This window comes from Streptococcus oralis, assembly GCF_016028255.1.
GTDB lineage: Bacteria > Bacillota > Bacilli > Lactobacillales > Streptococcaceae > Streptococcus > Streptococcus oralis_AC.
The window spans coordinates 1869533-1893447 of sequence record NZ_CP065707.1 but is presented as its reverse complement, the minus strand read 5'-3'; the positions used below and the strand labels follow the sequence as shown (position 1 = coordinate 1893447).

Here is a 23915-nt window from a genome sequence, read left to right as displayed (position 1 = left end):
TGTAGACTTTATAATGATGATATAACTGTATTTTTGGAGAAAATCATATTATGAGCAAAAATAATAACAAAGAGCTAAAGGGATTTAAACGTTTGATATCAAAGTTTAAGCAAAAGGGTAGGGAAGATAGTGATTACCGTAGCCTAGATGCAACTAAATCAAAGCCCGTTAGTCGAAAGCTCAAAGAGCAAAAGGAAATTATTCTGAGTGCTAGTGAAGAACTTGAGTTACCAACAGAATCAGTTTCTGTCATGGAAGCCTTAGAAGACTTTCAGGAAAGGAACAGTTTGGGAGTAGCTGACTTGATAAGGAATGTTAGTCAGAGTTTGTCAACTAGCGCTTTAGCTTCCCTCAGCCTTTCTGTCGCAGATTCGTACAGTGAGTCGTTTAGCCAGAGTATATCAGCAAAAGGACTCTCGCTTCGAGAGTCCATGTCTGAGAACTACTCATTAGCGGTCTCTTCTTCAGAATCTGAATTTGAGTCTCTTTCCTTGGTTGATAGTCTCTCTATTTCTGAGCATTTGACAGAGGAGTCCCTTTGTCAGGATACGGACACATTCTCTTTGAGTGAAAGTATTGCATACTCAGAGTCTCTTTCCTTGAGTGAATCAGAGCAAGCGAGTCAAAGTGTCTCCGAGTCCGAGTTCTATAGCCTAAGTCAGAGTGTTTCCGAGTCTGAGTTCTATAGCCTAAGCCAGAGCGAGTGGGAATCCATATCCGAATCCCAAAGCTCTTCAGAATCAGAGTGGTGGAGTTCTTCCGAGTCCGAACAAGCAAGTCAGAGTGTCTCCGAGTCCTATAGCCTGAGCCAGAGTGAGTGGGAATCCGTTTCCGAATCCCAAAGCTCTTCAGAATCAGAGTGGTGGAGTTATTCTGAATCAGAACAAGCGAGTCAGAGTGTCTCCGAGTCCGAGTTCTATAGCCTAAGCCAGAGCGAGTGGGAATCCATATCCGAATCCCAAAGTCACTCAGAATCAGAGTGGTGGAGTTCTTCCGAATCAGAGCAAGCAAGTCAGAGTGTCTCCGAGTCCGAGTTCTATAGCCTAAGCCAGAGTGAGTGGGAATCCGTTTCCGAATCCCAAAGCTCTTCAGAATCAGAGTGGTGGAGTTCTTCTGAATCAGAACAAGCGAGTCAGAGTGTCTCCGAGTCCGAGTTCTATAGCCTAAGCCAGAGTGAGTGGGAATCCGTTTCCGAATCCCAAAGCACTTCAGAATCAGAGTGGTGGAGTTCTTCTGAATCAGAACAAGCGAGTCAGAGTATCTCCGAGTCCGAGTTCTATAGCCTAAGCCAGAGCGTTTCCGAGTCCGAGTTCTATAGCCTGAGTCAGAGTGAGTGGGAATCCATATCCGAATCCCAAAGCTCTTCAGAATCAGAGTGGTGGAGCTACTCCGAATCAGAACAAGCGAGCCAGAGTGTTTCCGAGTCTGAGTTCTATAGTCTGAGTCAGAGTGAATGGGAATCCATATCCGAATCCCAAAGTCACTCAGAATCAGAGTGGTGGAGCTCTTCCGAATCAGAACAAGCGAGCCAGAGTGTCTCCGAGTCTGAGTTCTATAGCCTGAGCCAGAGTGAGTGGGAATCTGTTTCGGAATCTCAAAGTTACTCAGAAACAGAGTGGTGGAGCTACTCCGAATCAGAGCAAGCCAGCCAGAGTGTCTCCGAGTCTGAGTTCTATAGTCTGAGCCAGAGTGAATGGGAATCGCTTTCGATGAGTGAGATGATTTCTCATCTACTTTCTGAGTCCGAGTCGTTAAGTTTGAGTGAAAGTCTCTATATCAGTGAATCCGAATCCTTAAGTCAAAGCCAACAAATATCTGAATCTTTAAGTCAAAGTCAGAGTGTAGCTGATTCGGTGAGTTTAAGGAAAGCATCCCTATCTCAATCCTATAGTATGTTAGAATCAGAATTTGGTTCCTATAGACAGAGTGTGGCGGAGACAGAGGTATTCGCGCATGACTTGCATGCTTCGGAACGTCTGTATAAGAGCCTCTCTGAACTGGATATGAGCCCTCTAACTCACCAGCAAAAAGTGCAAGAAGTGATGACACCTGAAATTTCTGAAGAGGGATTGTCTCAAGCACATATTGCTGAGGAGCAACAGGAGCTTGAAAATAGAGAAGAATCAATAAAGAATGTAGATTTGCAAGACTCTCTGAAACATCTGTCTCACTATTCAGAATCAAATGGAACAAATTTAAGGATGACGGAACGCCAACTCTATCACCTACTCAGACCAGGTTCGCAGCCCCTAGCACGTGACTTAAGAAATGTTGCAAGTGAATTGTCTGGTTTGGCTGCTATTACTCAAAAAAGGGAAGATGAGAAATCCTTCTAAACAGAACTTGCAATCATTAAATAGAAATAATAAAAATCAAAAGGAGCCACTATGATTAGAAATATGATGTCAAATAGTAACAAAGGTTTGGGTACTACAGATGTATTACCAGTTGACCAGTCTCGGATAGAAGTTCTGAATGGAACAGTTGACTACAAAAATGTACCTTTAGGATCTTATGATATCCTAGGGAGATTTGCTTCAGTAGGTCAGAGAGAGTACACGGAAGAGCTGAATTTGATTCAATCAATGGGTTTTAATGCCTATAGAATCTCGATTTCTTGGGCACGCATCTTTCCAAATGGTGAAGAGCTGCAGCCGAGTGAAGAGGGATTGAAATATTATGAAGCAATCATCGATGACGTATTAGAAAAAGATATCGAACCGATTGTGACCTTGAGTCACTTTGACCTTCCGTTGAATCTATACGAAAAATATGGAGCTTGGAAAAGCCGCAAGATGATTGAACTCTTTGAGCGTTATGCAGAAGCTGTCTTTCAGTACTTTAAGGACAAAGTGAAGTATTGGATTACCTTCAATGAGTTCAATGTTTTGCACCATTTGCCGTTTCTTGGTGGGGGATTGTCTTTTGGAGCAGATGACAATCAAGAACAGGTGATTTGGCAAGCAGCTCATTATCAATTAGTTGCTTCTGCACGTGCAATCAAGCTCGGAAAAGCAATCAACCCAGAGTTTCAGTTTGGTGGGATGATGGTTGTTAGTAAAAACTACAGTCAGCAAACTGAAAATGCTATTGATGTAATGGAAGCAGAAGTCAAAGATAGGGAAAATTATTTGTTTACAGACGTGCAAGTGCGTGGATACTACCCAAATCACTTTTTGCGTCGTTTGGAACGTGATCAAATCGCCTTGGATATTGAAAATGACGACCTCTTTGTCCTAAGAGATGGGAAAATTGACTTTGTCAGCTTCAGTTATTATGCATCAAGCAATTCCCAAGAAGTTTTTATCAACAAATATGCAAGTAATGGCCAAAATCAAAATCGCATTGATTCTGTGGGACTTCGTCTCGTGATGAACAATCTCTACGATCGTTACCAAAAACCACTCTTCGTCGTGGAAGATGATGTGGTCTTGGATGATTCAAATAGCGTAGCAACTGAAGAGCTGAAAACAAACATCCAGGAGATTGTGAAAACAGTCGAGTATGATGGTGTGGAATTGCTTGGCTATACACCGCTTACTTGGACGGAACTAAAATTTTAAAATAGGAAGTAATAACTCGAATTCTTTCTGGTTTAAGAGTAGTGTTCATGTTTTTACTTTTAAAAATGTCTGATCTATCAATCAGACATTTTTTTAGAAATGGATGAGCTTTAAGCTAAGTTCGGGTTTTGCTTGATAGCGCTTCAGGATATTTTCCTTATTTGGAGCTTAGAAAAGAATAGCAATTTACGCTATTTTATGCTACAATGAGGAGTAGTGGTGTAAATCAGAATAAGTAAGGAATAGAGGGAGCAAAATGAGACTGAAGAAAACATTGTTCGGTAACTACCGTGCTAAGGAAGTCGAAGATTGTATCGAAGCATTAGAGGAAGGGTTCGATCGTGAAATTCAAAAGAAGAATGAAAAAATCGAATCCCTACGTAAAAAAATCGACTCTATGAAGAATCAAGAAAAAGAGATCGGTGAAGCAGTCATTTATGCCAAATCTCTTGTCATTGAAGCTCACGATAGGGCCGAAAAAGAAGCTAAAGAAGTTTTAGAAAAGGCACAAAAAGACTACTTAGATACGAGAGAATCTATTCTCGAAGAAATCGATACTCTGACCAAAAAACGGGCAGAGGCTGAGAGATTGTATAATTTACAAAAAGAAAAAATTAAAAATATTATTAGTCGAATTGATGATTTTCTAGAACTGGACGATATCGATGGTAAACCAAAAGATATCAAAAAAATTCAAGAATTGCGTAAAGAACTTGATAGACCAGAAGAAGTTGCTAAGGAGAAAGAAGAGGTGGTGCCTGAGAGAGAGAAACTCCATCTCGAACAACCCCTTGCAAAAACAGGAACAGATAGTACCATCTCTGTCAGCTACATCACTTCACGTCGCGCAAAACCTAAAAAGAAAGACGAAGATAAGTTAGATGATGATAAGGGCAAGAGAATCAAACGTCTTTCAAGAATTAAACGAGATAACTTTTTGTAAGAGGATAATCAAATATGACAATTTATAACATCAATTTGGGGATTGGCTGGGCGAGTAGCGGTGTAGAATATGCGCAGATCTACCGTGCAAAATTGCTTCGTAGTGTTGGCTTAGAAGCGAAGTTCATCTTTATGGATTTTATATCTGCTGATAACATTGAACATTTGACAAAGAATATCGGCTTTGAAGATTCTGAGGTTATCTGGCTTTATCAGCATTTTACAGATGTCAAAATTGCACCGACGACCTATACGCTAGCACAGGTCTTAGCGAGTTTTGATAAAGAGCCCCTTGAAATTATCCGCGACACCGATATGAAGACGATCCGACTAGTATTTGGTGATGGTGATTTTGTGACTTGTTATGCCTGTGACATGGACAAAGAGTTGATTGAGCGCGCTGAAATTGTTTCGCGTGGTTGTTTGATTCAAAAAGAGTACTATACTTATACGAAGAATTTTATCGAGTATTTTAGTCCGATGAATGGTCATGCGCAATTATATCAACGTACCTGGCTCAATGAAGATGGTAGTGTGGCCTATGAAGAAATCATCAATGAAGTCGATGGTAGACAGGAAACGCAAGTCTATCGTTTCCCAAATCATGTTTTCTATTCTAAGCAAGAGTTTGTCGCGCATTTTATGAGAAGTTTGTCTCTGACGGACAAAGATTTGTTGATCTTAGACCGAGAGACAGATATTGGTCAAGCTATCTTTGCTAATAGGGGTGCTGCAAAGCTAGTCGTAATCGTTCATGCAGACCACTTTAGTGAAAATCCTGCTGAGAAAGACTATATTTTATGGAATAACTATTATGAGTATCAGTTCGAATATGCTGACGAAGTGGACTATATCATTAACTCGACCGATGCGCAAACGAACCTACTCAAAGAACAATTCGCCCAATATACAACCATCAAACCAAAGGAAATCTTGACTATTCCGGTGGGAAGTTTGGATCAATTGCGTCATCCAGAAGGAGAGCGCAAGCCGTTTGGATTGATTACAGCTTCGCGTCTAGCCAGTGAAAAGCATATCGATTGGTTGATTCACTCCGTAGCGAAGGCGCATGAGCAATTACCTGAAATCACTTTTGATATCTATGGTACGGGTGGCGAAAGAGCCATGTTGGAGCAGTTGATTCATGAGTTAAATGCAGAAGAGTATATCCGTCTGATGGGGCATCACCACATGGCAGATATTTATCAAAATTACTCTGCTTACCTCTCTGCCTCCACAAGTGAAGGATTTGGTTTGACCTTGTTAGAGGCGGTTGGTTCTGGTCTGCCAATTATTGGTTTTGATGTACGTTATGGAAATCCAACCTTTATCCGTGATGGGGAAAATGGCTACTTGATTCCTGAGGCGCGTCCAGATGATCTGGATGCAATGACAACGGAATACGCAGAAAAGATTGTCCAGCTATTTACTCAACATTCCCAAGAAGATCTATCCCGTGTATCCTACGAGGTGGCAGAACCATATCTTGATGAACATATTGCCCAGCGTTGGTATGATCTTGTTCAATCTGCACAGCATCAGTAGGGATTCGAAAAGAAAGGCATAAATACTATGATTTGTTTATTTGAACGCTATGATCAAGCGAGTTTTGATTTACTACGTTCACTTAAGGCAGCTGGGCTAGACTGCCCTGTTGTCGTGATCCGAGACGATGGCTACCTCGCACCTGATGTCGAGTCGCCTTACAGTTACTTTACTGGAGATGTGGCTTCAGAGGACGATCTACCTCTTTATTTTAACCTTGTTCCGAAACCTCATTTGTGGGAAATTCGCTCGAGCAATGTTAATGGTGAAATCTTGGACATGGGTAAGAAACGTGCCAATATCTTTTACCGTCAACCGACACACGAACGTCGCGTGCGTGCAGTCGAGTGGTTGGATGATCAAGGTCGTGTACGCGCTGCTGACATTTACAATCGCAAGGGACGTCTCTTTGCACAGATTACCTATGATGATGCCCAACGTCCAACTCATACACGCTACTTTAATCAGGATAACGTGACGGTGATTATGGAAAATCATTTAACAGAGGATATTGTCTTAACTCTTGATGGAAAACGCCATATTTTCAATTCTAAGCAAGAATTTGTAATCTTTTACTTGCGATATCGTGGGTATGATACAGATCGCATTATCTACAATTCTCTAGCAACACCATTTTTAGTAGCCGTTGGTCTGACTCCGAAAGAAGGACGAGCAGAGGATATTCTTTTCTGGCAGGAGCCAATTGGAGAGGAGTTGCCGGGTAACATGAAAGCGGCGATGCAGTTGCCTCATCGAAACATCCGTATCGCAGTACAGGATAAACAAGTTTATGATAAAATCCTCAAGCTTGCGACACCAAAAGAGAAGAGTTACTTCCGCAATGTCGGTTATCTCTATCAATACCATCGCCTCAATAATATGAATCCAGAAGCTTTGATTCTGACGAATAGTGACCAAATCGAGCAAATTGAACCACTTTTGACTCAATTACCAAATGTTCATTTCCATATTGGAGCGATCACTGAGATGTCAAGTCGTTTAATGGAATTAAATCGCTATCCGAATATTTCCCTCTACCCTAATATTCGTCCAGCTAAGGTGAATGAGCTCTTTGCTCGCTGCGACTTGTATCTGGATATCAATATCAGTGATGAAATTCTCAATGGTAGTCGAACAGCTTTTGAGAATAATATGCTGATTCTCAGTTTTGAGACGACTTGTCACAATCATCGTTTCGTTGCAGAAAGTCATATTTATCCGGTGGAAAATGTATCAGCCATGGTAGGTAAGATTCAGGGAGTTCTCTCTCTTCCGTCTGAAATGGAGGCTGCTCTTGCTAAGCAAAAACAGGCGGCGAATCAGGCTGATCTGGAAGCCTACAAGGCAATTTTATAAGCTAATAAGACAAGGGCTTGCTTTCGATGAAAGCAAGTTCCTTTCTATCAACAGAAAAGGAGGAGCACATGTCTAACAAGGACAATAGCATTTTACAAGAACATATACGAGAACAGCTAGATAATCGAAAGAAACCCCTAAAAAGGGAGAAGCAAGATTTTAGCATGATTGCCGTGCTGGGCGGAGTTCTCTTTCTCGTAACTCTTTTGGTCACACTACTCATGCAGTTGGGACGCTTTTTTTAGGAACTTTTCTGGATGGAGATGGTCTCTAGAAAAGATGAACCTTGATGATTTGCTCGTCAAGGTTTTTTTGTTTCTGTCTAAGTGAACTAGTGTGAAAGGGTGGGGGAAGGAAGAGATTTCGAAAGATAATAAAACGTTTTCAATTATTTGATCCTTGAAAGCGAATTTTAGGTATAAATTAGGCGTTTTCGTTGGTCATTTCGAGTATAAATGCTTGAAAAGGAGGAGCTACTTTGATAGAATGGTAAATGGTATATACTAGTTAAAAGCAACTGGTATATCCCAGATGGAATCTGCTTTTTCTGAGTCAAAGGGATAAAAACTGAGACTGACTGCGGCTTTTATTGGTTTTGGTTTTGAGAGGGTAGCGCAACTACGCTTTGTTAATGATCATGAGGTTAACAAAGGGTCGCATTTTGATGAAAAGAAAGGAAACAAATGTTTCGAAGTAAAAAGTTTAACAAAGATTTCGAGATCGTAGATGAGAAAAAGCGTTATAAGCTTTACAAGTCGGGTAAAAACTGGGTAAAAGCCTCGAACTCTCAATTGGATCTCTTCCGTATTGGTGGGATGGGCGAAGTTGTCTCTAGTACCCTGTCAGACACTGAAGAACTTGATCACGCACACCTTAGTTTTAACACGCTAGCGGGCATAGGGGGAATCCTGGCCGCGGGGGCTGCAGGATTTGTGATGACTCAAGAGCAAACTGTTTATGCGGATGAAACATCTGAGTATACAGAAAAGGATAAAACAGTCATCGCAGCTGAACCAAAAGCAGCTGAAACAACTGAAACAAGTACTAACTCAATCATCGCTCAAGCGCAAACAGAAGTAAAGAAAGCTCAAGCAGAACAAGCATCTGCCTCAGCTTCTGTATCAGTCAGTCAATCTGTTGAGGCTCAAGCGAGTGCGAGTCAGTCAGCTTCAGTCAGTCAATCTGCCTCAGCAAGTCAGTCAGCATCTGCAAGTGCTTCAACATCAGCAAGTCAGTCAACTGCTCCAGCATCTGAGTCAGCGAGCCAATCAACATCAGCTCCTACATCAGCGTCAGCGAGCGCTCAAGCTTCAACTTCACTAGTTGAGAGCACTAGTGCAACGAGTGGATCAGAAGTACAAGCATCTGTCTCAACTTCTACATCAGCATCACTCAATGCCGATACCAAACCTGCAGCTAGCTTAGCATCAAGCAAACTCGGTGATGCTTTGTCTAGTGCAACTCAACTTAGTAGCCAAGCAGCAACAACAAGCAACAACCTTGCAGCTGGTGTTGTAGCAGATAAGAACCAAGCCCAAGGTAAGGATACAACCAAGCAAGCTGAGAAAAACCAAAAGGTTGACAATACTGTAGCGACTGCACCAAAGACAGGGTATTCTGGATTTAGAGCAAATCCGATCGATACTGGTTCAAAAGAGCCATTCTTTCTAATACTGACCCATATAGTATCAATTCTCCAGAAACAAGTGGTCGTTTAAATAGACAACGGGTCTTTCTGGGACGAGCAGGTGTTCCTTTCTCGGTAACATATTATATGCATAAGTCTCAATTTGATGCGGACGAATATCCTTACGGTTCATATAAGGATAGTGAGTTGGCAGGACTTTCTCCAAGACAAACTCTAGAGACTCGAAACTGGCAAGAAGCACAAGAGAAATATAATATTACCTCGGAAACAGGTCGTGTGGAAGTGGCTCCTGGACGTTATATTCCATATGTAACTTTCAAGAGTGATAATCCAAAAGCATTTAGAAGTAGTATCAATCTGGATGTGACCTTTGATGGACGTAGCTTTCCTCAAACCAGCATATTCATGAACCTTACTACTACTCAGTTTAAGGGACCTGCTGTAACGTATGATGCCGAAGGGAAAAAAGAAGCACTGGCTCCTCTTGCAAAATATAAAGTAGGAGATACAGTCAATGAAACCTACTATTTCCATAATGATAAACAGTATAGATATGAGCAAGATGCTAGAAATGCTATTACTTTGTACACTGGTAATGGTGGTTGGACCAAACCGATGGGCTTGAGGTTTGTTCAAGGAGTGGAAAGACGTGCTGATTTTACCTATGTTCCTAAAGTCACTGTTACGGGGACTGTTAAAACTGAAAATCCTAATTATCTTGTCAGACATAATGATGGATTGGGAGGTAAGGATGCTGAATTCTTTACCTATCTAGGCCGTCCAGAAGAAGTTGTAACTGAGGCTGCGCAGGAGTCAATTATCAACAAGAGCAAAGACTCACTAACTCCTTCCCCTGAACCACTAGTTCCTGAGATTGAAGTCGGTAAACGAGTTAATGAAACTTTATATGTTCATGATGGTAATAACAAGGGAGATAAGTCTGTTGGTTCTTGGCAAAGTTCTTACCTTGCAGATCAAGCGGTTGAACTGATTCATGGTAAGAAAGAACTAGAAGCACTTGGATTAACAGTTACTACTAAAACCGTTCCATCAGGGGGTGGTAAAACTGGCTATATCCCATCTATCCAAATTTCTGGGACGCCTACTGGAACAGGAACTGTAACACTTAAATATAAGATTACTGACGAAGCAGGACAGCTTAACTTTAAGGACATTCAAATAAATGTTAAAGAAAGCGGATCCCTTAGCCAATCAGCTTCAGCATCAGTATCAGCAAGCCAAAGCGCTTCAGCATCAGTATCAGCAAGCCAAAGCGCCTCAGCGAGTGCTTCACTTAGCGCAGGTCAATCTCACTCAGCAAGTTTGAGTGCTAGCCAGAGTGCATCACTTAGCGCAAGTCGCTCAGCTTCGGCTTCTGTAAGCTCAAGCCAATCAGCTTCAGCTTCAGTATCTGCAAGTCGCTCAGCTTCAGCTTCTGTAAGTTCGAGCCGTTCGGCCAGTGCGTCAGCTAGCGCATCGCTTAGCTCAAGCCGTTCGGCCAGTGCCTCAGCTTCAGCTTCTGTAAGCTCAAGTCGTTCAGCCAGTGCTTCAGCGAGTGCATCACTTAGCGCAAGTCGCTCAGCTTCGGCTTCTGTAAGCTCAAGCCAATCAGCTTCAGCTTCAGTATCTGCAAGTCGCTCAGCTTCAGCTTCTGTAAGTTCGAGCCGTTCGGCCAGTGCGTCAGCTAGCGCATCGCTTAGCTCAAGCCGTTCGGCCAGTGCCTCAGCTTCAGCTTCTGTAAGCTCAAGTCGTTCAGCCAGTGCTTCAGCGAGTGCATCACTTAGCGCAAGTCGCTCAGCTTCGGCTTCTGTAAGCTCAAGCCAATCAGCTTCAGCTTCAGTATCTGCAAGTCGCTCAGTTTCAGCTTCTGTAAGTTCGAGCCGTTCGGCCAGTGCGTCAGCTAGCGCATCGCTTAGCTCAAGCCGTTCGGCCAGTGCCTCAGCTAGTGCATCGCTCAGCGCGAGTCGTTCAGCAAGCACATCAGTAAGCTCAAGTCGCTCAGCTTCAGCGTCTGTAAGTGCAAGCCAATCAGCTAGCGCATCAGTAAGCTCAAGTCAATCAGCTTCAGCGTCAGTAAGTGCAAGTCAATCAGCTAGCGCATCAGTAAGCTCAAGCCAATCAGCTTCAGCATCAGTAAGCTCAAGTCAATCGGCTTCAGCATCTGTATCAGCAAGCCAAAGTGCTTCAGCATCTGTATCAGCTAGTCAATCAGCTTCAGCGTCTGTAAGTTCAAGCCAATCAGCATCTGTATCAGCTAGTCAATCAGCTTCAGCGTCTGTAAGTTCAAGCCAATCAGCATCTGTATCAGCTAGCCAATCAGCATCAGCATCTGTAAGTGCAAGCGACTCAGCGTCTGTATCAGCTAGCCAATCAGCAAGCGCATCTGTAAGTGCAAGTCAAAGTGCTTCAACATCAGTAAGCGCCAGCCAAAGTGCCTCAGCTTCAGCATCTAACAACCAGAACTCAGCTTCTATCTCAGCAAGCGCGAGCCAGTCTGCGTCAATTAGTGCGAGCCAAAGCGCATCAGCATCAGTATCAGCAAGCATCAGTGCGAGCCAATCAGCATCTGTATCAGCTAGTCAATCAGCTTCAGCGTCTGTAAGTTCAAGCCAATCAGCATCTGTATCAGCTAGTCAATCAGCTTCAGCGTCTGTAAGTTCAAGCCAATCAGCATCTGTATCAGCTAGCCAATCAGCATCAGCATCTGTAAGTGCAAGCGACTCAGCGTCTGTATCAGCTAGCCAATCAGCAAGCGCATCTGTAAGTGCAAGTCAAAGTGCTTCAACATCAGTAAGCGCCAGCCAAAGTGCCTCAGCTTCAGCATCAGTAAGTGCAAGTCACTCAGCATCTGTATCAGCTAGCCAATCAGCAAGCGCCTCTGTATCAGCAAGTCAAAGTGCTTCAACATCAGTAAGCGCGAGCCAAAGTGCCTCAGCTTCAGCATCTAACAACCAGAACTCAGCTTCTATCTCAGCAAGTGCAAGCCACTCAGCATCTGTAAGTGCAAGTCAATCAGCAAGCGCATCAGTATCAGCAAGTCAAAGTACTTCAGCATCTGTAAGTGCTAGCCAAAGTGCCTCAGCTTCAGCATCTAACAACCAGAACTCAGCTTCTATCTCAGCAAGCGCGAGCCAGTCTGCGTCAATTAGTGCGAGCCAAAGCGCATCAGCATCTGTATCAGCAAGCATCAGTGCAAGCCAATCAGCATCAAGCTCAGCAAATGCTAGTCAAAGTGCTTCAGCAAGTGCAAGCCACTCAGCATCTGTAAGTGCAAGTCAATCAGCAAGCGCATCAGTATCAGCAAGTCAAAGTACTTCAGCATCTGTAAGTGCTAGCCAAAGTGCCTCAGCTTCAGCATCTAACAACCAGAACTCAGCTTCTATCTCAGCAAGCGCGAGCCAGTCTGCGTCAATTAGTGCGAGCCAAAGCGCATCAGCATCTGTATCAGCAAGCATCAGTGCAAGCCAATCAGCATCAAGCTCAGCAAATGCTAGTCAAAGTGCTTCAGCAAGTGCAAGCCACTCAGCATCTGTAAGTGCAAGTCAATCAGCAAGCGCATCAGTATCAGCAAGTCAAAGTACTTCAGCATCTGTAAGTGCTAGCCAAAGTGCCTCAGCTTCAGCATCTAACAACCAGAACTCAGCTTCTATCTCAGCAAGCGCGAGCCAGTCTGCGTCAATTAGTGCGAGCCAAAGCGCATCAGCATCTGTATCAGCAAGCATCAGTGCAAGCCAATCAGCATCAAGCTCAGCAAATGCTAGTCAAAGTGCTTCAGCAAGTGCAAGCCACTCAGCATCTGTAAGTGCAAGTCAATCAGCAAGCGCATCAGTATCAGCAAGTCAAAGTACTTCAGCATCTGTAAGTGCTAGCCAAAGTGCCTCAGCTTCAGCATCTAACAACCAGAACTCAGCTTCTATCTCAGCAAGCGCGAGCCAGTCTGCGTCAATTAGTGCGAGCCAAAGCGCATCAGCATCTGTATCAGCAAGCATCAGTGCTAGCCAATCAGCTTCAGCATCTGTAAGTGCAAGTCAAAGTGCTTCAACATCAGTAAGCGCAAGCCAAAGTGCCTCAGCTTCAGCATCTAACAACCAGAACTCAGCTTCTATCTCAGCAAGCGCGAGCCAGTCTGCGTCAATTAGTGCGAGCCAAAGCGCTTCAGCATCTGTAAGTGCAAGCGACTCAGCGTCTGTATCAGCTAGCCAATCAGCTTCAGCATCTGTAAGTGCAAGTCAAAGTGCTTCAACATCAGTAAGCGCAAGCCAAAGTGCCTCAGCTTCAGCATCTAACAACCAGAACTCAGCTTCTATCTCAGCAAGCGCGAGCCAGTCTGCGTCAATTAGTGCAAGCCAAAGCGCATCAGCATCAGTATCAGCAAGCATCAGTGCGAGCCAATCAGCATCTGTATCAGCTAGTCAATCAGCTTCAGCATCTGTAAGTGCAAGCGACTCAGCGTCTGTATCAGCTAGCCAATCAGCTTCAGCATCTGTAAGTGCAAGTCAAAGTGCTTCAACATCAGTAAGCGCAAGCCAAAGTGCCTCAGCTTCAGCATCTAACAACCAGAACTCAGCTTCTATCTCAGCAAGCGCGAGCCAGTCTGCGTCAATTAGTGCAAGCCAAAGCGCATCAGCATCAGTATCAGCAAGCATCAGTGCGAGCCAATCAGCATCTGTAAGTGCAAGTCAAAGTGCTTCAACATCAGTAAGCGCAAGCCAAAGTGCCTCAGCTTCAGCATCTAACAACCAGAACTCAGCTTCTATCTCAGCAAGCGCGAGCCAGTCTGCGTCAATTAGTGCGAGCCAAAGCGCTTCAGCATCTGTAAGTGCAAGCGACTCAGCGTCTGTATCAGCTAGCCAATCAGCTTCAGCATCTGTAAGTGCAAGTCAAAGTGCTTCAACATCAGTAAGCGCAAGCCAAAGTGCCTCAGCTTCAGCATCTAACAACCAGAACTCAGCTTCTATCTCAGCAAGCGCGAGCCAGTCTGCGTCAATTAGTGCAAGCCAAAGCGCATCAGCATCAGTATCAGCAAGCATCAGTGCGAGCCAATCAGCATCTGTATCAGCTAGTCAATCAGCTTCAGCATCTGTAAGTGCAAGCGACTCAGCGTCTGTATCAGCTAGCCAATCAGCTTCAGCATCTGTAAGTGCAAGTCAAAGTGCTTCAACATCAGTAAGCGCAAGCCAAAGTGCCTCAGCTTCAGCATCTAACAACCAGAACTCAGCTTCTATCTCAGCAAGCGCGAGCCAGTCTGCGTCAATTAGTGCAAGCCAAAGCGCATCAGCATCAGTATCAGCAAGCATCAGTGCGAGCCAATCAGCATCTGTAAGTGCAAGTCAATCAGCTTCAGCATCTGTAAGTGCAAGCGACTCAGCGTCTGTATCAGCTAGCCAATCAGCAAGCGCATCTGTAAGTGCAAGTCAAAGTGCTTCAACATCAGTAAGCGCAAGCCAAAGTGCCTCAGCTTCAGCATCAGTATCAGCAAGCCAATCAGCAAGCGCATCAGTAAGCTCAAGTGAATCAGCTTCAGCATCAGTAAGTGCAAGCCAATCAACTAGCGCATCAGTAAGCTCAAGTGAATCAGCTTCAGCGTCAGTATCAGCTAGCCAATCAACTTCAGCATCAGTATCAGCTAGCCAATCAGCAAGCGCATCAGTAAGCTCAAGCGAATCAGCTTCAGCGTCTGTATCTGTAAGTGAATCAACTTCAGCATCAGTATCTGCAAGTGAATCAGCTTCAGCATCAGTATCAGCAAGCCAAAGCGCTTCAGTAAGCTCAAGCGAATCAGCTTCAGCGTCTGTATCTGCAAGTGAATCAACTTCAGCATCAGTATCTGCAAGTGAATCAGCTTCAGCATCAGTATCTGCAAGCCAATCAGCAAGCGCATCAGTAAGCTCAAGTGAATCAGCTTCAGCATCAGTAAGTGCAAGCGAATCAACTAGCGCATCAGTAAGCTCAAGTGAATCAACTTCAGCATCAGTATCAGCAAGCCAATCAGCAAGCGCATCAGTAAGCTCAAGTGAATCAGCTTCAGCATCAGTATCAGCAAGCCAATCAACTAGCGCATCAGTAAGCTCAAGTGAATCAGCTTCAGCGTCAGTATCAGCAAGCCAAAGCACTTCAGCATCAGTAAGCTCAAGTCAATCAACTTCAGCATCTGTAAGTGCAAGTGAATCAGCTTCAGCGTCAGTATCAGCAAGCCAAAGCGCTTCAGCGTCTGTATCAGCTAGCCAATCAGCTTCAGCGTCTGTATCTGCAAGTGAATCAGCTTCAGCATCAGTATCTGCAAGTGAATCAGCTTCAGCGTCAGTATCAGCAAGCCAAAGCACTTCAGCATCTGTAAGCTCAAGTGAATCAACTTCAGCATCTGTAAGTGCAAGCCAATCAGCAAGCGCATCAGTAAGCTCAAGTCAATCAACTTCAGCATCTGTAAGTGCAAGTGAATCAGCTTCAGCGTCAGTATCAGCAAGCCAAAGCACTTCAGCATCAGTAAGCTCAAGTCAATCAACTTCAGCATCTGTAAGTGCAAGCCAATCAGCAAGCGCATCAGTAAGCTCAAGTGAATCAGCTTCAGCATCAGTATCTGCAAGTGAATCAGCTTCAGCGTCAGTATCAGCAAGCCAAAGCACTTCAGCATCAGTAAGCTCAAGTCAATCAACTTCAGCATCTGTAAGTGCAAGTGAATCAGCTTCAGCGTCTGTATCAGCAAGCCAAAGCACTTCAGCATCAGTATCAGCAAGCCAAAGCGCTTCAGCGTCAGTATCAGCAAGCCAAAGCACTTCAGCATCAGTAAGCTCAAGTCAATCAGCTTCAGCGTCAGTATCAGCAAGCCAAAGCGCTTCAGCGTCTGTATCAGCTAGCCAATCAGCTTCAGCGTCTGTATCTGCAAGTCAATCAGCTTCAGCATCTGTATCAGCAAGCCAATCAGCAAGCGCATCAGTAAGCTCAAGTGAATCAACTTCAGCATCAGTATCTGCAAGCCAATCAGCAAGCGCATCAGTAAGCTCAAGTGAATCAGCTTCAGCATCAGTATCTGCAAGTGAATCAGCTTCAGCGTCAGTATCAGCAAGCCAAAGCACTTCAGCATCTGTAAGCTCAAGTGAATCAACTTCAGCATCTGTAAGTGCAAGCCAATCAGCAAGCGCATCAGTAAGCTCAAGTCAATCAACTTCAGCATCTGTAAGTGCAAGTGAATCAGCTTCAGCGTCAGTATCAGCAAGCCAAAGCACTTCAGCATCAGTAAGCTCAAGTCAATCAACTTCAGCATCTGTAAGTGCAAGCCAATCAGCAAGCGCATCAGTAAGCTCAAGTGAATCAGCTTCAGCATCAGTATCTGCAAGTGAATCAGCTTCAGCGTCAGTATCAGCAAGCCAAAGCACTTCAGCATCAGTAAGCTCAAGTCAATCAACTTCAGCATCTGTAAGTGCAAGTGAATCAGCTTCAGCGTCTGTATCAGCAAGCCAAAGCACTTCAGCATCAGTATCAGCAAGCCAAAGCGCTTCAGCGTCAGTATCTGCAAGTGAATCAGCTTCAGCGTCAGTATCAGCAAGCCAAAGCGCTTCAGCGTCTGTATCAGCTAGCCAATCAGCTTCAGCCTCTGTATCTGCAAGTGAATCAGCTTCAGCATCAGTATCTGCAAGTGAATCAGCTTCAGCATCTGTATCAGCAAGCCAATCAGCAAGCGCATCAGTAAGCTCAAGTGAATCAACTTCAGCATCAGTATCTGCAAGCCAATCAGCTTCAGCATCAGTATCTGCAAGCCAATCAGCAAGCGCATCAGTAAGCTCAAGTGAATCAGCTTCAGCATCAGTATCAGCTAGCCAATCAGCAAGCGCATCAGTAAGCTCAAGCGAATCAGCTTCAGCGTCTGTATCTGCAAGTGAATCAACTTCAGCATCAGTATCTGCAAGTGAATCAGCTTCAGCATCAGTATCTGCAAGTGAATCAGCTTCAGCATCTGTATCAGCAAGCCAATCAGCAAGCGCATCAGTAAGCTCAAGTGAATCAACTTCAGCATCAGTATCTGCAAGCCAATCAGCTTCAGCATCTGTATCAGCTAGCCAAAGTGCTTCAGCGTCAGTATCTGCAAGCCAATCAGCTAGCGCATCAGTAAGCTCAAGTGAATCAACTTCAGCGTCAGTATCTGCAAGCCAATCAACTAGCGCATCAGTAAGCTCAAGTCAATCAGCTTCAGCATCAGTATCAGCTAGCCAAAGCGCTTCAGCTTCAGCATCTGTATCAGCTAGCCAAAGTGCTTCAGCGTCTGTATCTGCAAGCCAATCAGCTTCAGCATCAGTATCAGCTAGCCAAAGCGCTTCAGCTTCAGCATCTGTATCAGCAAGTGAATCAACTAGCGCATCAGCAAGCACAAGCTTGAGCAACAGCGTATCTGCCTCAATCAGTGCATCTGAATCAGCAAGCACAAGCTTGAGCAACAGCGTATCTGCTTCAATTAGTGCATCTGAATCAGCAAGCACAAGCTTGAGCAACAGCGTATCTGCTTCAATTAGTGCAAGCCAATCAGCAAGCACATCAGTATCTGCAAGTGAATCAACTTCAGCATCTGTATCAGCTAGCCAATCAGCAAGCGCATCAGTAAGCTCAAGTCAATCAACTTCAGCATCTGTATCAGCTAGCCAATCAGCTTCAGCATCTGTATCAGCAAGTGAATCAACTAGCGCATCAGTATCTGCAAGTCAATCAACTTCAGCATCTGTATCAGCTAGCCAAAGTGCTTCAGCGTCTGTATCTGCAAGCCAATCAGCTTCAGCGTCTGTATCAGCTAGCCAATCAGCTTCAGCATCAGTATCTGCAAGTCAATCAACTTCAGCGTCTGTAAGTGCAAGCCAATCAACTTCAGCATCAGTATCTGCAAGTCAATCAACTAGCGCATCAGTATCTGCAAGCCAATCAGCTTCAGCATCAGTATCAGCTAGCCAAAGCGCTTCAGCGTCTGTAAGTGCAAGCCAATCAGCAAGCGCATCAGTAAGCTCAAGTCAATCAACTTCAGCATCTGTATCAGCTAGCCAATCAGCAAGCGCATCAGTAAGCTCAAGTCAATCAACTTCAGCATCTGTATCAGCTAGCCAAAGTGCTTCAGCGTCTGTAAGTGCAAGCCAATCAGCAAGCGCATCAGTAAGCTCAAGTCAATCAACTTCAGCATCTGTATCAGCTAGCCAATCAGCTTCAGCATCTGTATCAGCTAGCCAAAGTGCTTCAGCGTCAGTATCTGCAAGCCAATCAGCTAGCGCATCAGTAAGCTCAAGTGAATCAACTTCAGCGTCAGTATCTGCAAGCCAATCAACTAGCGCATCAGTAAGCTCAAGTCAATCAGCTTCAGCATCAGTATCAGCTAGCCAAAGCGCTTCAGCTTCAGCATCTGTATCAGCTAGCCAAAGTGCTTCAGCGTCTGTATCTGCAAGCCAATCAGCTTCAGCATCAGTATCAGCTAGCCAAAGCGCTTCAGCTTCAGCATCTGTATCAGCAAGTGAATCAACTAGCGCATCAGCAAGCACAAGCTTGAGCAACAGCGTATCTGCCTCAATCAGTGCATCTGAATCAGCAAGCACAAGCTTGAGCAACAGCGTATCTGCTTCAATTAGTGCATCTGAATCAGCAAGCACAAGCTTGAGCAACAGCGTATCTGCTTCAATTAGTGCTAGCCAATCAGCAAGCACAAGCTTGAGCAACAGCGTATCTGCTTCAATCAGTGCATCTGAATCAGCAAGCACAAGCTTGAGCAACAGCGTGTCTGCTTCAATCAGTGCTAGCCAATCAGCAAGCACAAGCTTGAGCAACAGCGTATCTGCTTCAATCAGTGCATCTGAATCAGCAAGCACAAGCATGAGCAACAGCGTATCTGCCTCAATCAGTGCATCTGAATCAGCAAGCACAAGCTTGAGCAACAGCGTATCTGCTTCAATCAGTGCTAGCCAATCAGCAAGCACAAGCTTGAGCAACAGCGTATCTGCCTCAATCAGTGCATCTGAATCAGCAAGCACAAGCTTGAGCAACAGCGTATCTGCTTCAATTAGTGCTAGCCAATCAGCAAGCACAAGCTTGAGCAACAGCGTATCTGCTTCAATCAGTGCTAGCCAATCAGCAAGCACAAGCTTGAGCAACAGCGTATCTGCCTCAATCAGTGCATCTGAATCAGCAAGCACAAGCTTGAGCAACAGCGTATCTGCCTCAATCAGTGCATCTGAATCAGCAAGCACAAGCTTGAGCAACAGCGTATCTGCTTCAATTAGTGCATCTGAATCAGCAAGCACAAGCTTGAGCAACAGCGTATCTGCTTCAATTAGTGCTAGCCAATCAGCAAGCACAAGCATGAGCAACAGCGTATCTGCTTCAATCAGTGCATCTGAATCAGCAAGCACAAGCTTGAGCAACAGCGTGTCTGCTTCAATCAGTGCTAGCCAATCAGCAAGCACAAGCTTGAGCAACAGCGTATCTGCTTCAATCAGTGCTAGCCAATCAGCAAGCACAAGCTTGAGCAACAGTGTATCTGCTTCAATCAGTGCTTCAGTATCAGCAAGCACAAGCTTGAGTAACAGCGTATCTGCTTCAATCAGTGCATCTGAATCAGCAAGCACAAGCTTGAGCAACAGCGTATCTGCTTCAATCAGTGCTAGCCAATCAGCAAGCACAAGCTTGAGCAACAGCGTATCTGCTTCAATCAGTGCTAGCCAATCAGCAAGCACAAGCTTGAGCAACAGCGTATCTGCTTCAATCAGTGCATCTGAATCAGCAAGCACAAGCATGAGCAACAGCGTGTCTGCTTCAATCAGTGCTAGCCAATCAGCAAGCACAAGCTTGAGCAACAGCGTATCTGCTTCAATCAGTGCTAGCCAATCAGCAAGCACAAGCTTGAGCAACAGCGTATCTGCCTCAATCAGTGCATCTGAATCAGCAAGCACAAGCATGAGCAACAGCGTGTCTGCTTCAATCAGTGCTAGCCAATCAGCAAGCACAAGCTTGAGCAACAGCGTATCTGCTTCAATCAGTGCTAGCCAATCAGCAAGCACAAGCTTGAGCAACAGCGTATCTGCCTCAATCAGTGCATCTGAATCAGCAAGCACAAGCTTGAGCAACAGTGTATCTGCTTCAATCAGTGCATCTGAATCAGCAAGCACAAGCTTGAGCAACAGCGTGTCTGCTTCAATCAGTGCATCTGAATCAGCAAGCAACAACTCAAGTAGTACTTCAGTTTCAACAAGTACTTCAGTAAGCTTGAGTAACAGCGTAAGCACATCTACATCACTTAGCAATAGCGTTTCAAGTAGTTTGAGTACAAGTGCGTCACAACAATCTAACTCATTCAGCTATAGTAAGGGTGAACCAGAAAGCCAGTCTAAACCAGAGTTTAACCTTCCTAGCTACCTTGAATCTGTAAGTGCAAGTGAGTCAGTTTCACTCAGCAAGTCAGTAAGTGTATCATTGAGCGATAGTACTTCAGCCTCAATCAGCGCAAGTGAGTCAGTCTCAACAAGCGCAAGCTTGAGTGACAGCGTGTCTGCATCAATCAGTGCAAGCAACAACTCAGGTAGTGGTTCAGGTTCAACAAGCACAAGCAATGGTTCAGTTAGCCAATCAGCTAGCGCATCAGTATCTGCAAGTCAAAGCACTTCAGCGTCTGTATCAGCTAGCCAATCAGCTTCAGCTTCAATCAGTGCAAGCAACAACTCAGGTAGCGGTTCAGGTTCAACAAGCACAAGCAATGGTTCAGCTAGTCAATCAGCTAGCGCATCAGTATCTGCAAGTCAAAGCACTTCAGCATCTGTATCAGCAAGCCAATCAGCTTCTGCTTCAATCAGCGCAAGCAACAACTCAGGTAGTGGTTCAGGTTCAACAAGTACAAGCAATGGTTCAGGCAATGCCTCAACTTCAGCAAGCTTGAGCAACAGTGTATCTGCTTCAATCAGTGCATCTGAATCAGCAAGCACAAGCTTGAGCAACAGCGCAAGTACCTCAGCTAGCTTGTCTGACAGTGCTTCAATCTCAAGTGCATTGAACCACTCACAAGCTCCTGCACAACAACCTGCTGGACCAGGACGTTCAAACGGTAGAAAACTTCCAAATACAGGAACTGCAAGTAACCAATTTGCTGGTCTTGGATTAGGAGTAGCTGCCTTGGCAACTGCCTCTCTTCTTGGCAAGAAGAAGAAATCAGCAGCTTCTGAAATGGATTTAGAAGACTAAGTCCCAAAAATCGACTAAAATGAAATTGTTGATATCATTTTAGCGATGAAAACAAGAACCCCGGATAGCTCAAGGCTATCTGGGGTTTTTGGCTCTTTGTCAACTGTAGAGAGTGAGATCTAACTAAGCATGAGAGAGAATCAGATTGGTTCTCTCTTTTTTAATATTCAAAGTGACGAGAATTATCACTCTAAATTTTTGAAAATCAAATACTAGACATCTTATATTCTTGCTGATTGCTTCCAACTTAGTATTGAAATGAAGGGATTCAAGGATATTATTGATATAGGATTTAGATTTAAGAAAAGTTTGAAATAGCGTCTGAAAAGGAGTGGATGCCCATCAATTTTATTTTTGATGGATTTCCATTTCTAAACCTTCCAAAGAACTTAATGATGTCTTACTGTTTATTAATCACCGTCAAAAAGAATATTCAAATTACAAGACAGCTTTTAAAGCACTTAGGAATAAGAGGTAAAAATATTACACTACGTATTGCATATACCTAACGAAATAGATAAAATTCTAAAATTTGTAGAGAAAATAATATAATTTCGACCTTTTGTGACAGGAATTACTTGACTAAATAAAACTAAAGCTGTATAATAAGGCAAATATCTAAAACAGGAGGTTCTGGAAATGAAAAAGTCTAAGGCCAAGTATCTGACACTGGCAAGTGTCGTGTTAAGCGCGGGTATCCTACTAAGCGCATGTGGGAACTCAGCAAGTTCATCTAAAACATACAATTATGTTTACTCTAGTGATCCATCTAGTTTGAACTATCTAGCAGAGAACCGTGCAACAACTAATGATATCGTTACCAATCTGGTAGATGGTTTGATGGAAAATGACCAATATGGTAACTATGTTCCATCTTTGGCAGAGGATTGGACCGTTTCCAAGGACGGTTTGACTTATACCTACAAACTTCGTAAAGATGCCAAGTGGTATACATACGAAGGTGAAGAATACGCACCTGTAACTGCTCAAGACTTTGTGACAGGTTTGAAATATGCGGCAGATAAAAAATCTGAAGCCTTGTACTTGGTTCAAGAGTCTGTAGCAGGTTTGGATGACTATATCAACGGTAAAACAACAGACTTTTCAACTGTCGGTGTGAAGGCGATTGATGACCAAACAGTTCAGTATACTTTGACTCGACCAGAACCTTATTGGAATTCTAAAACTACGTCCACTATTCTCTTCCCTGTTAATGCTGATTTCTTGAAATCAAAAGGAGATGACTTTGGTAAGGTGGATCCTTCTAGTATTTTGTACAGTGGACCTTTCTTGATGAAGTCCTTTGTTTCAAAATCTGTTATCGAGTACAAGAAAAATCCGAACTACTGGGATGCTAAAAATGTCTTTGTGGACGATGTGAAATTGACCTACTATGATGGAAGTGACCAAGATGCCCTAGCACGTAACTTTACAGAAGGAGTATACAGCTACGCACGTCTCTATCCAAATAGCTCAAGTTTTGAAGGGATTAAAGAGAAGAATAAGGACAATATCATCTACAGCATGCAAGATGCCACTTCTTTCTACTTGAACTTTAACCTAGATAGAAAATCTTATAATTTCACTTCTAAAACGACTGACATCGAAAAGAAATCTACCCAAGAAGCAGTTCTGAATAAAAACTTCCGCCAAGCTATCAATTTTGCCTACAACCGTACGGCCTATGGGGCACAATCTCAAGGGGAAGACGGAGCAACGAAGATTATTCGTAACCTAGTTGTACCTCCTACATTTGTAAGTATCAACGGAAAAGACTTTGGTGATGTTGTTTCCGAAAAGATGGTCAACTATGGCCAAGAATGGCAAGGAATCAACTTTGCTGATGCTCAGGATCCTTACTACAATCCTGACAAGGCTAAAGCTAAGTTTGCGGAAGCTAAGAAAGAACTAGAAGCCAAGGGTGTTCAGTTCCCAATTCACTTGGATAAGACTGTTGAAATGACCAATAAGACAGAAATTCAAGAAATTAGCTCAATGAAGCAATCCATCGAATCTGTTCTTGGAACTGAGAACGTGGTTATCGATATCCAACAGTTGGCAACAGAGGATTATGATAGCTCTGGTTATTTAGCTCAGACAGCAGCCCAGAAGGATTTTGACCTATACAATGGTGGTTGGAGTGCGGACTACTTGGATCCATCAAGCTATCTTGATATCTTAAATGTCAATAACGGTGGTATGTTGCAAAACCTTGGTCTAGAACCAGGTGAAGTCAATGACAAGGCCAAGGCAGTTGGACTTGATACCTACACTCAAATGTTGGAAGAAGCCAATAAAGAGCAAGATCCAGCAAAACGTTATGAAAAATATGCTGAAGTTCAAGCTTGGCTCGTTGATAGCGCCCTTGCAATTCCAAACGTTTCTAAGGGTGGAACACCTAGCTTGAGAAAGACAGTTCCATTCTCTGCACCATTCTCACAAGCTGGAAATAAGGGTGTCGAATCATACAAGTACCTCAAGTTACAAGATAAGACTGTGACGACTGCTGAGTATGAAAAAGCTAAAGAAAAATGGCTGAAAGAAAAAGAAGAGTCAAATAAAAAAGCCCAAGAAGAATTGGCAAAACACGTTAAATAATCAGTCTATTCAACAGGAAAAGCGATAGTTTCTCAAGGAACTATCGCTTTTATATAGTTTGAAACTAT

The 23915-nt window shown here is 43.8% G+C and carries 21 protein-coding genes and 1 pseudogene; 11 read left to right on the top strand and 11 right to left on the bottom strand.

From position 1 onward, the window contains the following. The first annotated feature begins 50 nt into the window (after window positions 1–50). From I6G42_RS09320 to I6G42_RS10350, 9 genes and pseudogenes are all read left to right on the top strand, one after another. Window positions 51–2336, top strand: coding sequence for a hypothetical protein (locus I6G42_RS09320; protein WP_197906198.1), 2286 nt, complete (start codon window positions 51–53; stop codon window positions 2334–2336). Window positions 2337–2387: 51 nt separating this feature from the next. Then, on the top strand, window positions 2388–3563 hold the full coding sequence (locus I6G42_RS09315) for a family 1 glycosylhydrolase (protein WP_038804383.1): 1176 nt from the start codon (window positions 2388–2390) through the stop codon (window positions 3561–3563). A 256-nt stretch (window positions 3564–3819) separates the two neighbouring features. Continuing rightward, the gene (locus I6G42_RS09310) at window positions 3820–4506 is read left to right on the top strand and encodes a hypothetical protein (protein ID WP_038804382.1); all 687 of its coding nucleotides are present in this window, start codon (window positions 3820–3822) and stop codon (window positions 4504–4506) included. A gap of 14 nt (window positions 4507–4520) precedes the next feature. After that, window positions 4521–6050, top strand: a complete 1530-nt coding sequence (gene gtfA, locus I6G42_RS09305) for an accessory Sec system glycosyltransferase GtfA (RefSeq protein WP_038804381.1) — start codon at window positions 4521–4523, stop codon at window positions 6048–6050. A 27-nt stretch (window positions 6051–6077) separates the two neighbouring features. Next, window positions 6078–7406, top strand: coding sequence for an accessory Sec system glycosylation chaperone GtfB (gene gtfB, locus I6G42_RS09300; protein WP_000562905.1), 1329 nt, complete (start codon window positions 6078–6080; stop codon window positions 7404–7406). A 68-nt stretch (window positions 7407–7474) separates the two neighbouring features. Further along, window positions 7475–7651 carry a hypothetical protein gene (locus I6G42_RS09295; protein ID WP_000066117.1) on the top strand — a complete coding sequence of 59 codons (177 nt, stop codon included), beginning with the start codon at window positions 7475–7477 and terminating at the stop codon, window positions 7649–7651. A 438-nt stretch (window positions 7652–8089) separates the two neighbouring features. Continuing rightward, complete coding sequence (locus tag I6G42_RS09290; protein ID WP_038804380.1) at window positions 8090–9124, top strand: KxYKxGKxW signal peptide domain-containing protein; 1035 nt, start codon at window positions 8090–8092, stop codon at window positions 9122–9124. 1113 nt (window positions 9125–10237) lie between these two features. Beyond that, the gene (locus I6G42_RS10275) at window positions 10238–10381 is read left to right on the top strand and encodes a hypothetical protein (RefSeq protein WP_197906197.1); all 144 of its coding nucleotides are present in this window, start codon (window positions 10238–10240) and stop codon (window positions 10379–10381) included. Continuing rightward, window positions 10378–13788 (top strand): annotated as a pseudogene (locus I6G42_RS10350) (hypothetical protein); the annotation flags it as partial. The gene I6G42_RS10275 and the pseudogene I6G42_RS10350, both read left to right, overlap by 4 nt. A 146-nt stretch (window positions 13789–13934) precedes the next feature. On the opposite strand, the gene I6G42_RS10230 reads toward I6G42_RS10350, so the two are convergent. From I6G42_RS10230 to I6G42_RS10180, 11 genes are all read right to left on the bottom strand, one after another. Then, window positions 13935–14084 carry a hypothetical protein gene (locus I6G42_RS10230; RefSeq protein ID WP_197906194.1) on the bottom strand — a complete coding sequence of 50 codons (150 nt, stop codon included), beginning with the start codon at window positions 14082–14084 and terminating at the stop codon, window positions 13935–13937. Between the two features lie 117 nt (window positions 14085–14201). Continuing rightward, a complete protein-coding gene (locus I6G42_RS10225) occupies window positions 14202–14351 on the bottom strand; it encodes a hypothetical protein (protein ID WP_197906194.1) in 150 nt (49 codons plus the stop codon). Between the two features lie 117 nt (window positions 14352–14468). Continuing rightward, entirely contained in the window at window positions 14469–15167 is a 699-nt protein-coding gene (locus I6G42_RS10220; protein ID WP_197906193.1) for a hypothetical protein, read from the bottom strand. Then, a complete protein-coding gene (locus I6G42_RS10215) occupies window positions 15107–15247 on the bottom strand; it encodes a hypothetical protein (RefSeq protein WP_197906192.1) in 141 nt (46 codons plus the stop codon). The genes I6G42_RS10220 and I6G42_RS10215 overlap by 61 nt, the downstream gene beginning before the upstream one ends. A 27-nt stretch (window positions 15248–15274) precedes the next feature. Next, window positions 15275–15877 carry a hypothetical protein gene (locus I6G42_RS10210; protein WP_197906191.1) on the bottom strand — a complete coding sequence of 201 codons (603 nt, stop codon included), beginning with the start codon at window positions 15875–15877 and terminating at the stop codon, window positions 15275–15277. A gap of 27 nt (window positions 15878–15904) precedes the next feature. After that, a complete protein-coding gene (locus tag I6G42_RS10205) occupies window positions 15905–16597 on the bottom strand; it encodes a hypothetical protein (protein ID WP_197906190.1) in 693 nt (230 codons plus the stop codon). A 27-nt stretch (window positions 16598–16624) separates the two neighbouring features. After that, window positions 16625–16855, bottom strand: a complete 231-nt coding sequence (locus tag I6G42_RS10200; protein WP_197906189.1) for a hypothetical protein — start codon at window positions 16853–16855, stop codon at window positions 16625–16627. Window positions 16856–16864: 9 nt separating this feature from the next. After that, entirely contained in the window at window positions 16865–17095 is a 231-nt protein-coding gene (locus tag I6G42_RS10195; protein WP_197906188.1) for a hypothetical protein, read from the bottom strand. A 133-nt stretch (window positions 17096–17228) separates the two neighbouring features. After that, entirely contained in the window at window positions 17229–17579 is a 351-nt protein-coding gene (locus I6G42_RS10190) for a hypothetical protein (protein WP_269642810.1), read from the bottom strand. 795 nt (window positions 17580–18374) lie between these two features. Beyond that, window positions 18375–20318 (bottom strand): chordopoxvirus G3 family protein, encoded by a 1944-nt coding sequence (locus tag I6G42_RS10185; RefSeq protein WP_197906187.1) that lies wholly within the window; start codon window positions 20316–20318, stop codon window positions 18375–18377. 108 nt (window positions 20319–20426) lie between these two features. Continuing rightward, on the bottom strand, window positions 20427–20618 hold the full coding sequence (locus tag I6G42_RS10180) for a hypothetical protein (protein WP_197906206.1): 192 nt from the start codon (window positions 20616–20618) through the stop codon (window positions 20427–20429). A 325-nt stretch (window positions 20619–20943) separates the two neighbouring features. Between I6G42_RS10180 and I6G42_RS10175 the strand changes: the two genes are divergently transcribed. Both I6G42_RS10175 and I6G42_RS09180 read left to right on the top strand, forming a co-directional pair. Then, window positions 20944–21249, top strand: a complete 306-nt coding sequence (locus tag I6G42_RS10175) for an LPXTG cell wall anchor domain-containing protein (RefSeq protein WP_269643438.1) — start codon at window positions 20944–20946, stop codon at window positions 21247–21249. A 639-nt stretch (window positions 21250–21888) separates the two neighbouring features. After that, window positions 21889–23847: a peptide ABC transporter substrate-binding protein gene (locus I6G42_RS09180; RefSeq protein WP_038805609.1), complete on the top strand. Its 1959-nt coding sequence runs from the start codon at window positions 21889–21891 to the stop codon at window positions 23845–23847. Window positions 23848–23915: the final 68 nt, after the last annotated feature.

Excerpts from the sequence above, each read along its gene's own strand:
- I6G42_RS09320 (WP_197906198.1), top strand. The coding sequence starts at position 51 with ATGAGCAAAAATAATAACAAAGAGCTAAAGGGATTTAAACGTTTGATA.
- I6G42_RS09315 (WP_038804383.1), top strand. The coding sequence starts at position 2,388 with ATGATTAGAAATATGATGTCAAATAGTAACAAAGGTTTGGGTACTACA.
- I6G42_RS09310 (WP_038804382.1), top strand. The coding sequence starts at position 3,820 with ATGAGACTGAAGAAAACATTGTTCGGTAACTACCGTGCTAAGGAAGTC.
- gtfA (WP_038804381.1), top strand. The coding sequence starts at position 4,521 with ATGACAATTTATAACATCAATTTGGGGATTGGCTGGGCGAGTAGCGGT.
- gtfB (WP_000562905.1), top strand. The coding sequence starts at position 6,078 with ATGATTTGTTTATTTGAACGCTATGATCAAGCGAGTTTTGATTTACTA.
- I6G42_RS09295 (WP_000066117.1), top strand. The coding sequence starts at position 7,475 with ATGTCTAACAAGGACAATAGCATTTTACAAGAACATATACGAGAACAG.
- I6G42_RS09290 (WP_038804380.1), top strand. The coding sequence starts at position 8,090 with ATGTTTCGAAGTAAAAAGTTTAACAAAGATTTCGAGATCGTAGATGAG.
- I6G42_RS10275 (WP_197906197.1), top strand. The coding sequence starts at position 10,238 with ATGTTAAAGAAAGCGGATCCCTTAGCCAATCAGCTTCAGCATCAGTAT.
- I6G42_RS10230 (WP_197906194.1), bottom strand. The coding sequence starts at position 14,084 with ATGCTTGCTGATACTGATGCTGATGCGCTTTGGCTTGCACTAATTGAC.
- I6G42_RS10225 (WP_197906194.1), bottom strand. The coding sequence starts at position 14,351 with ATGCTTGCTGATACTGATGCTGATGCGCTTTGGCTTGCACTAATTGAC.
- I6G42_RS10200 (WP_197906189.1), bottom strand. The coding sequence starts at position 16,855 with ATGCTGAAGCTGATTCACTTGAGCTTACTGATGCGCTTGCTGATTGGC.
- I6G42_RS10195 (WP_197906188.1), bottom strand. The coding sequence starts at position 17,095 with ATGCTGAAGCTGATTGGCTTGCAGATACTGATGCTGAAGTTGATTCAC.
- I6G42_RS09180 (WP_038805609.1), top strand. The coding sequence starts at position 21,889 with ATGAAAAAGTCTAAGGCCAAGTATCTGACACTGGCAAGTGTCGTGTTA.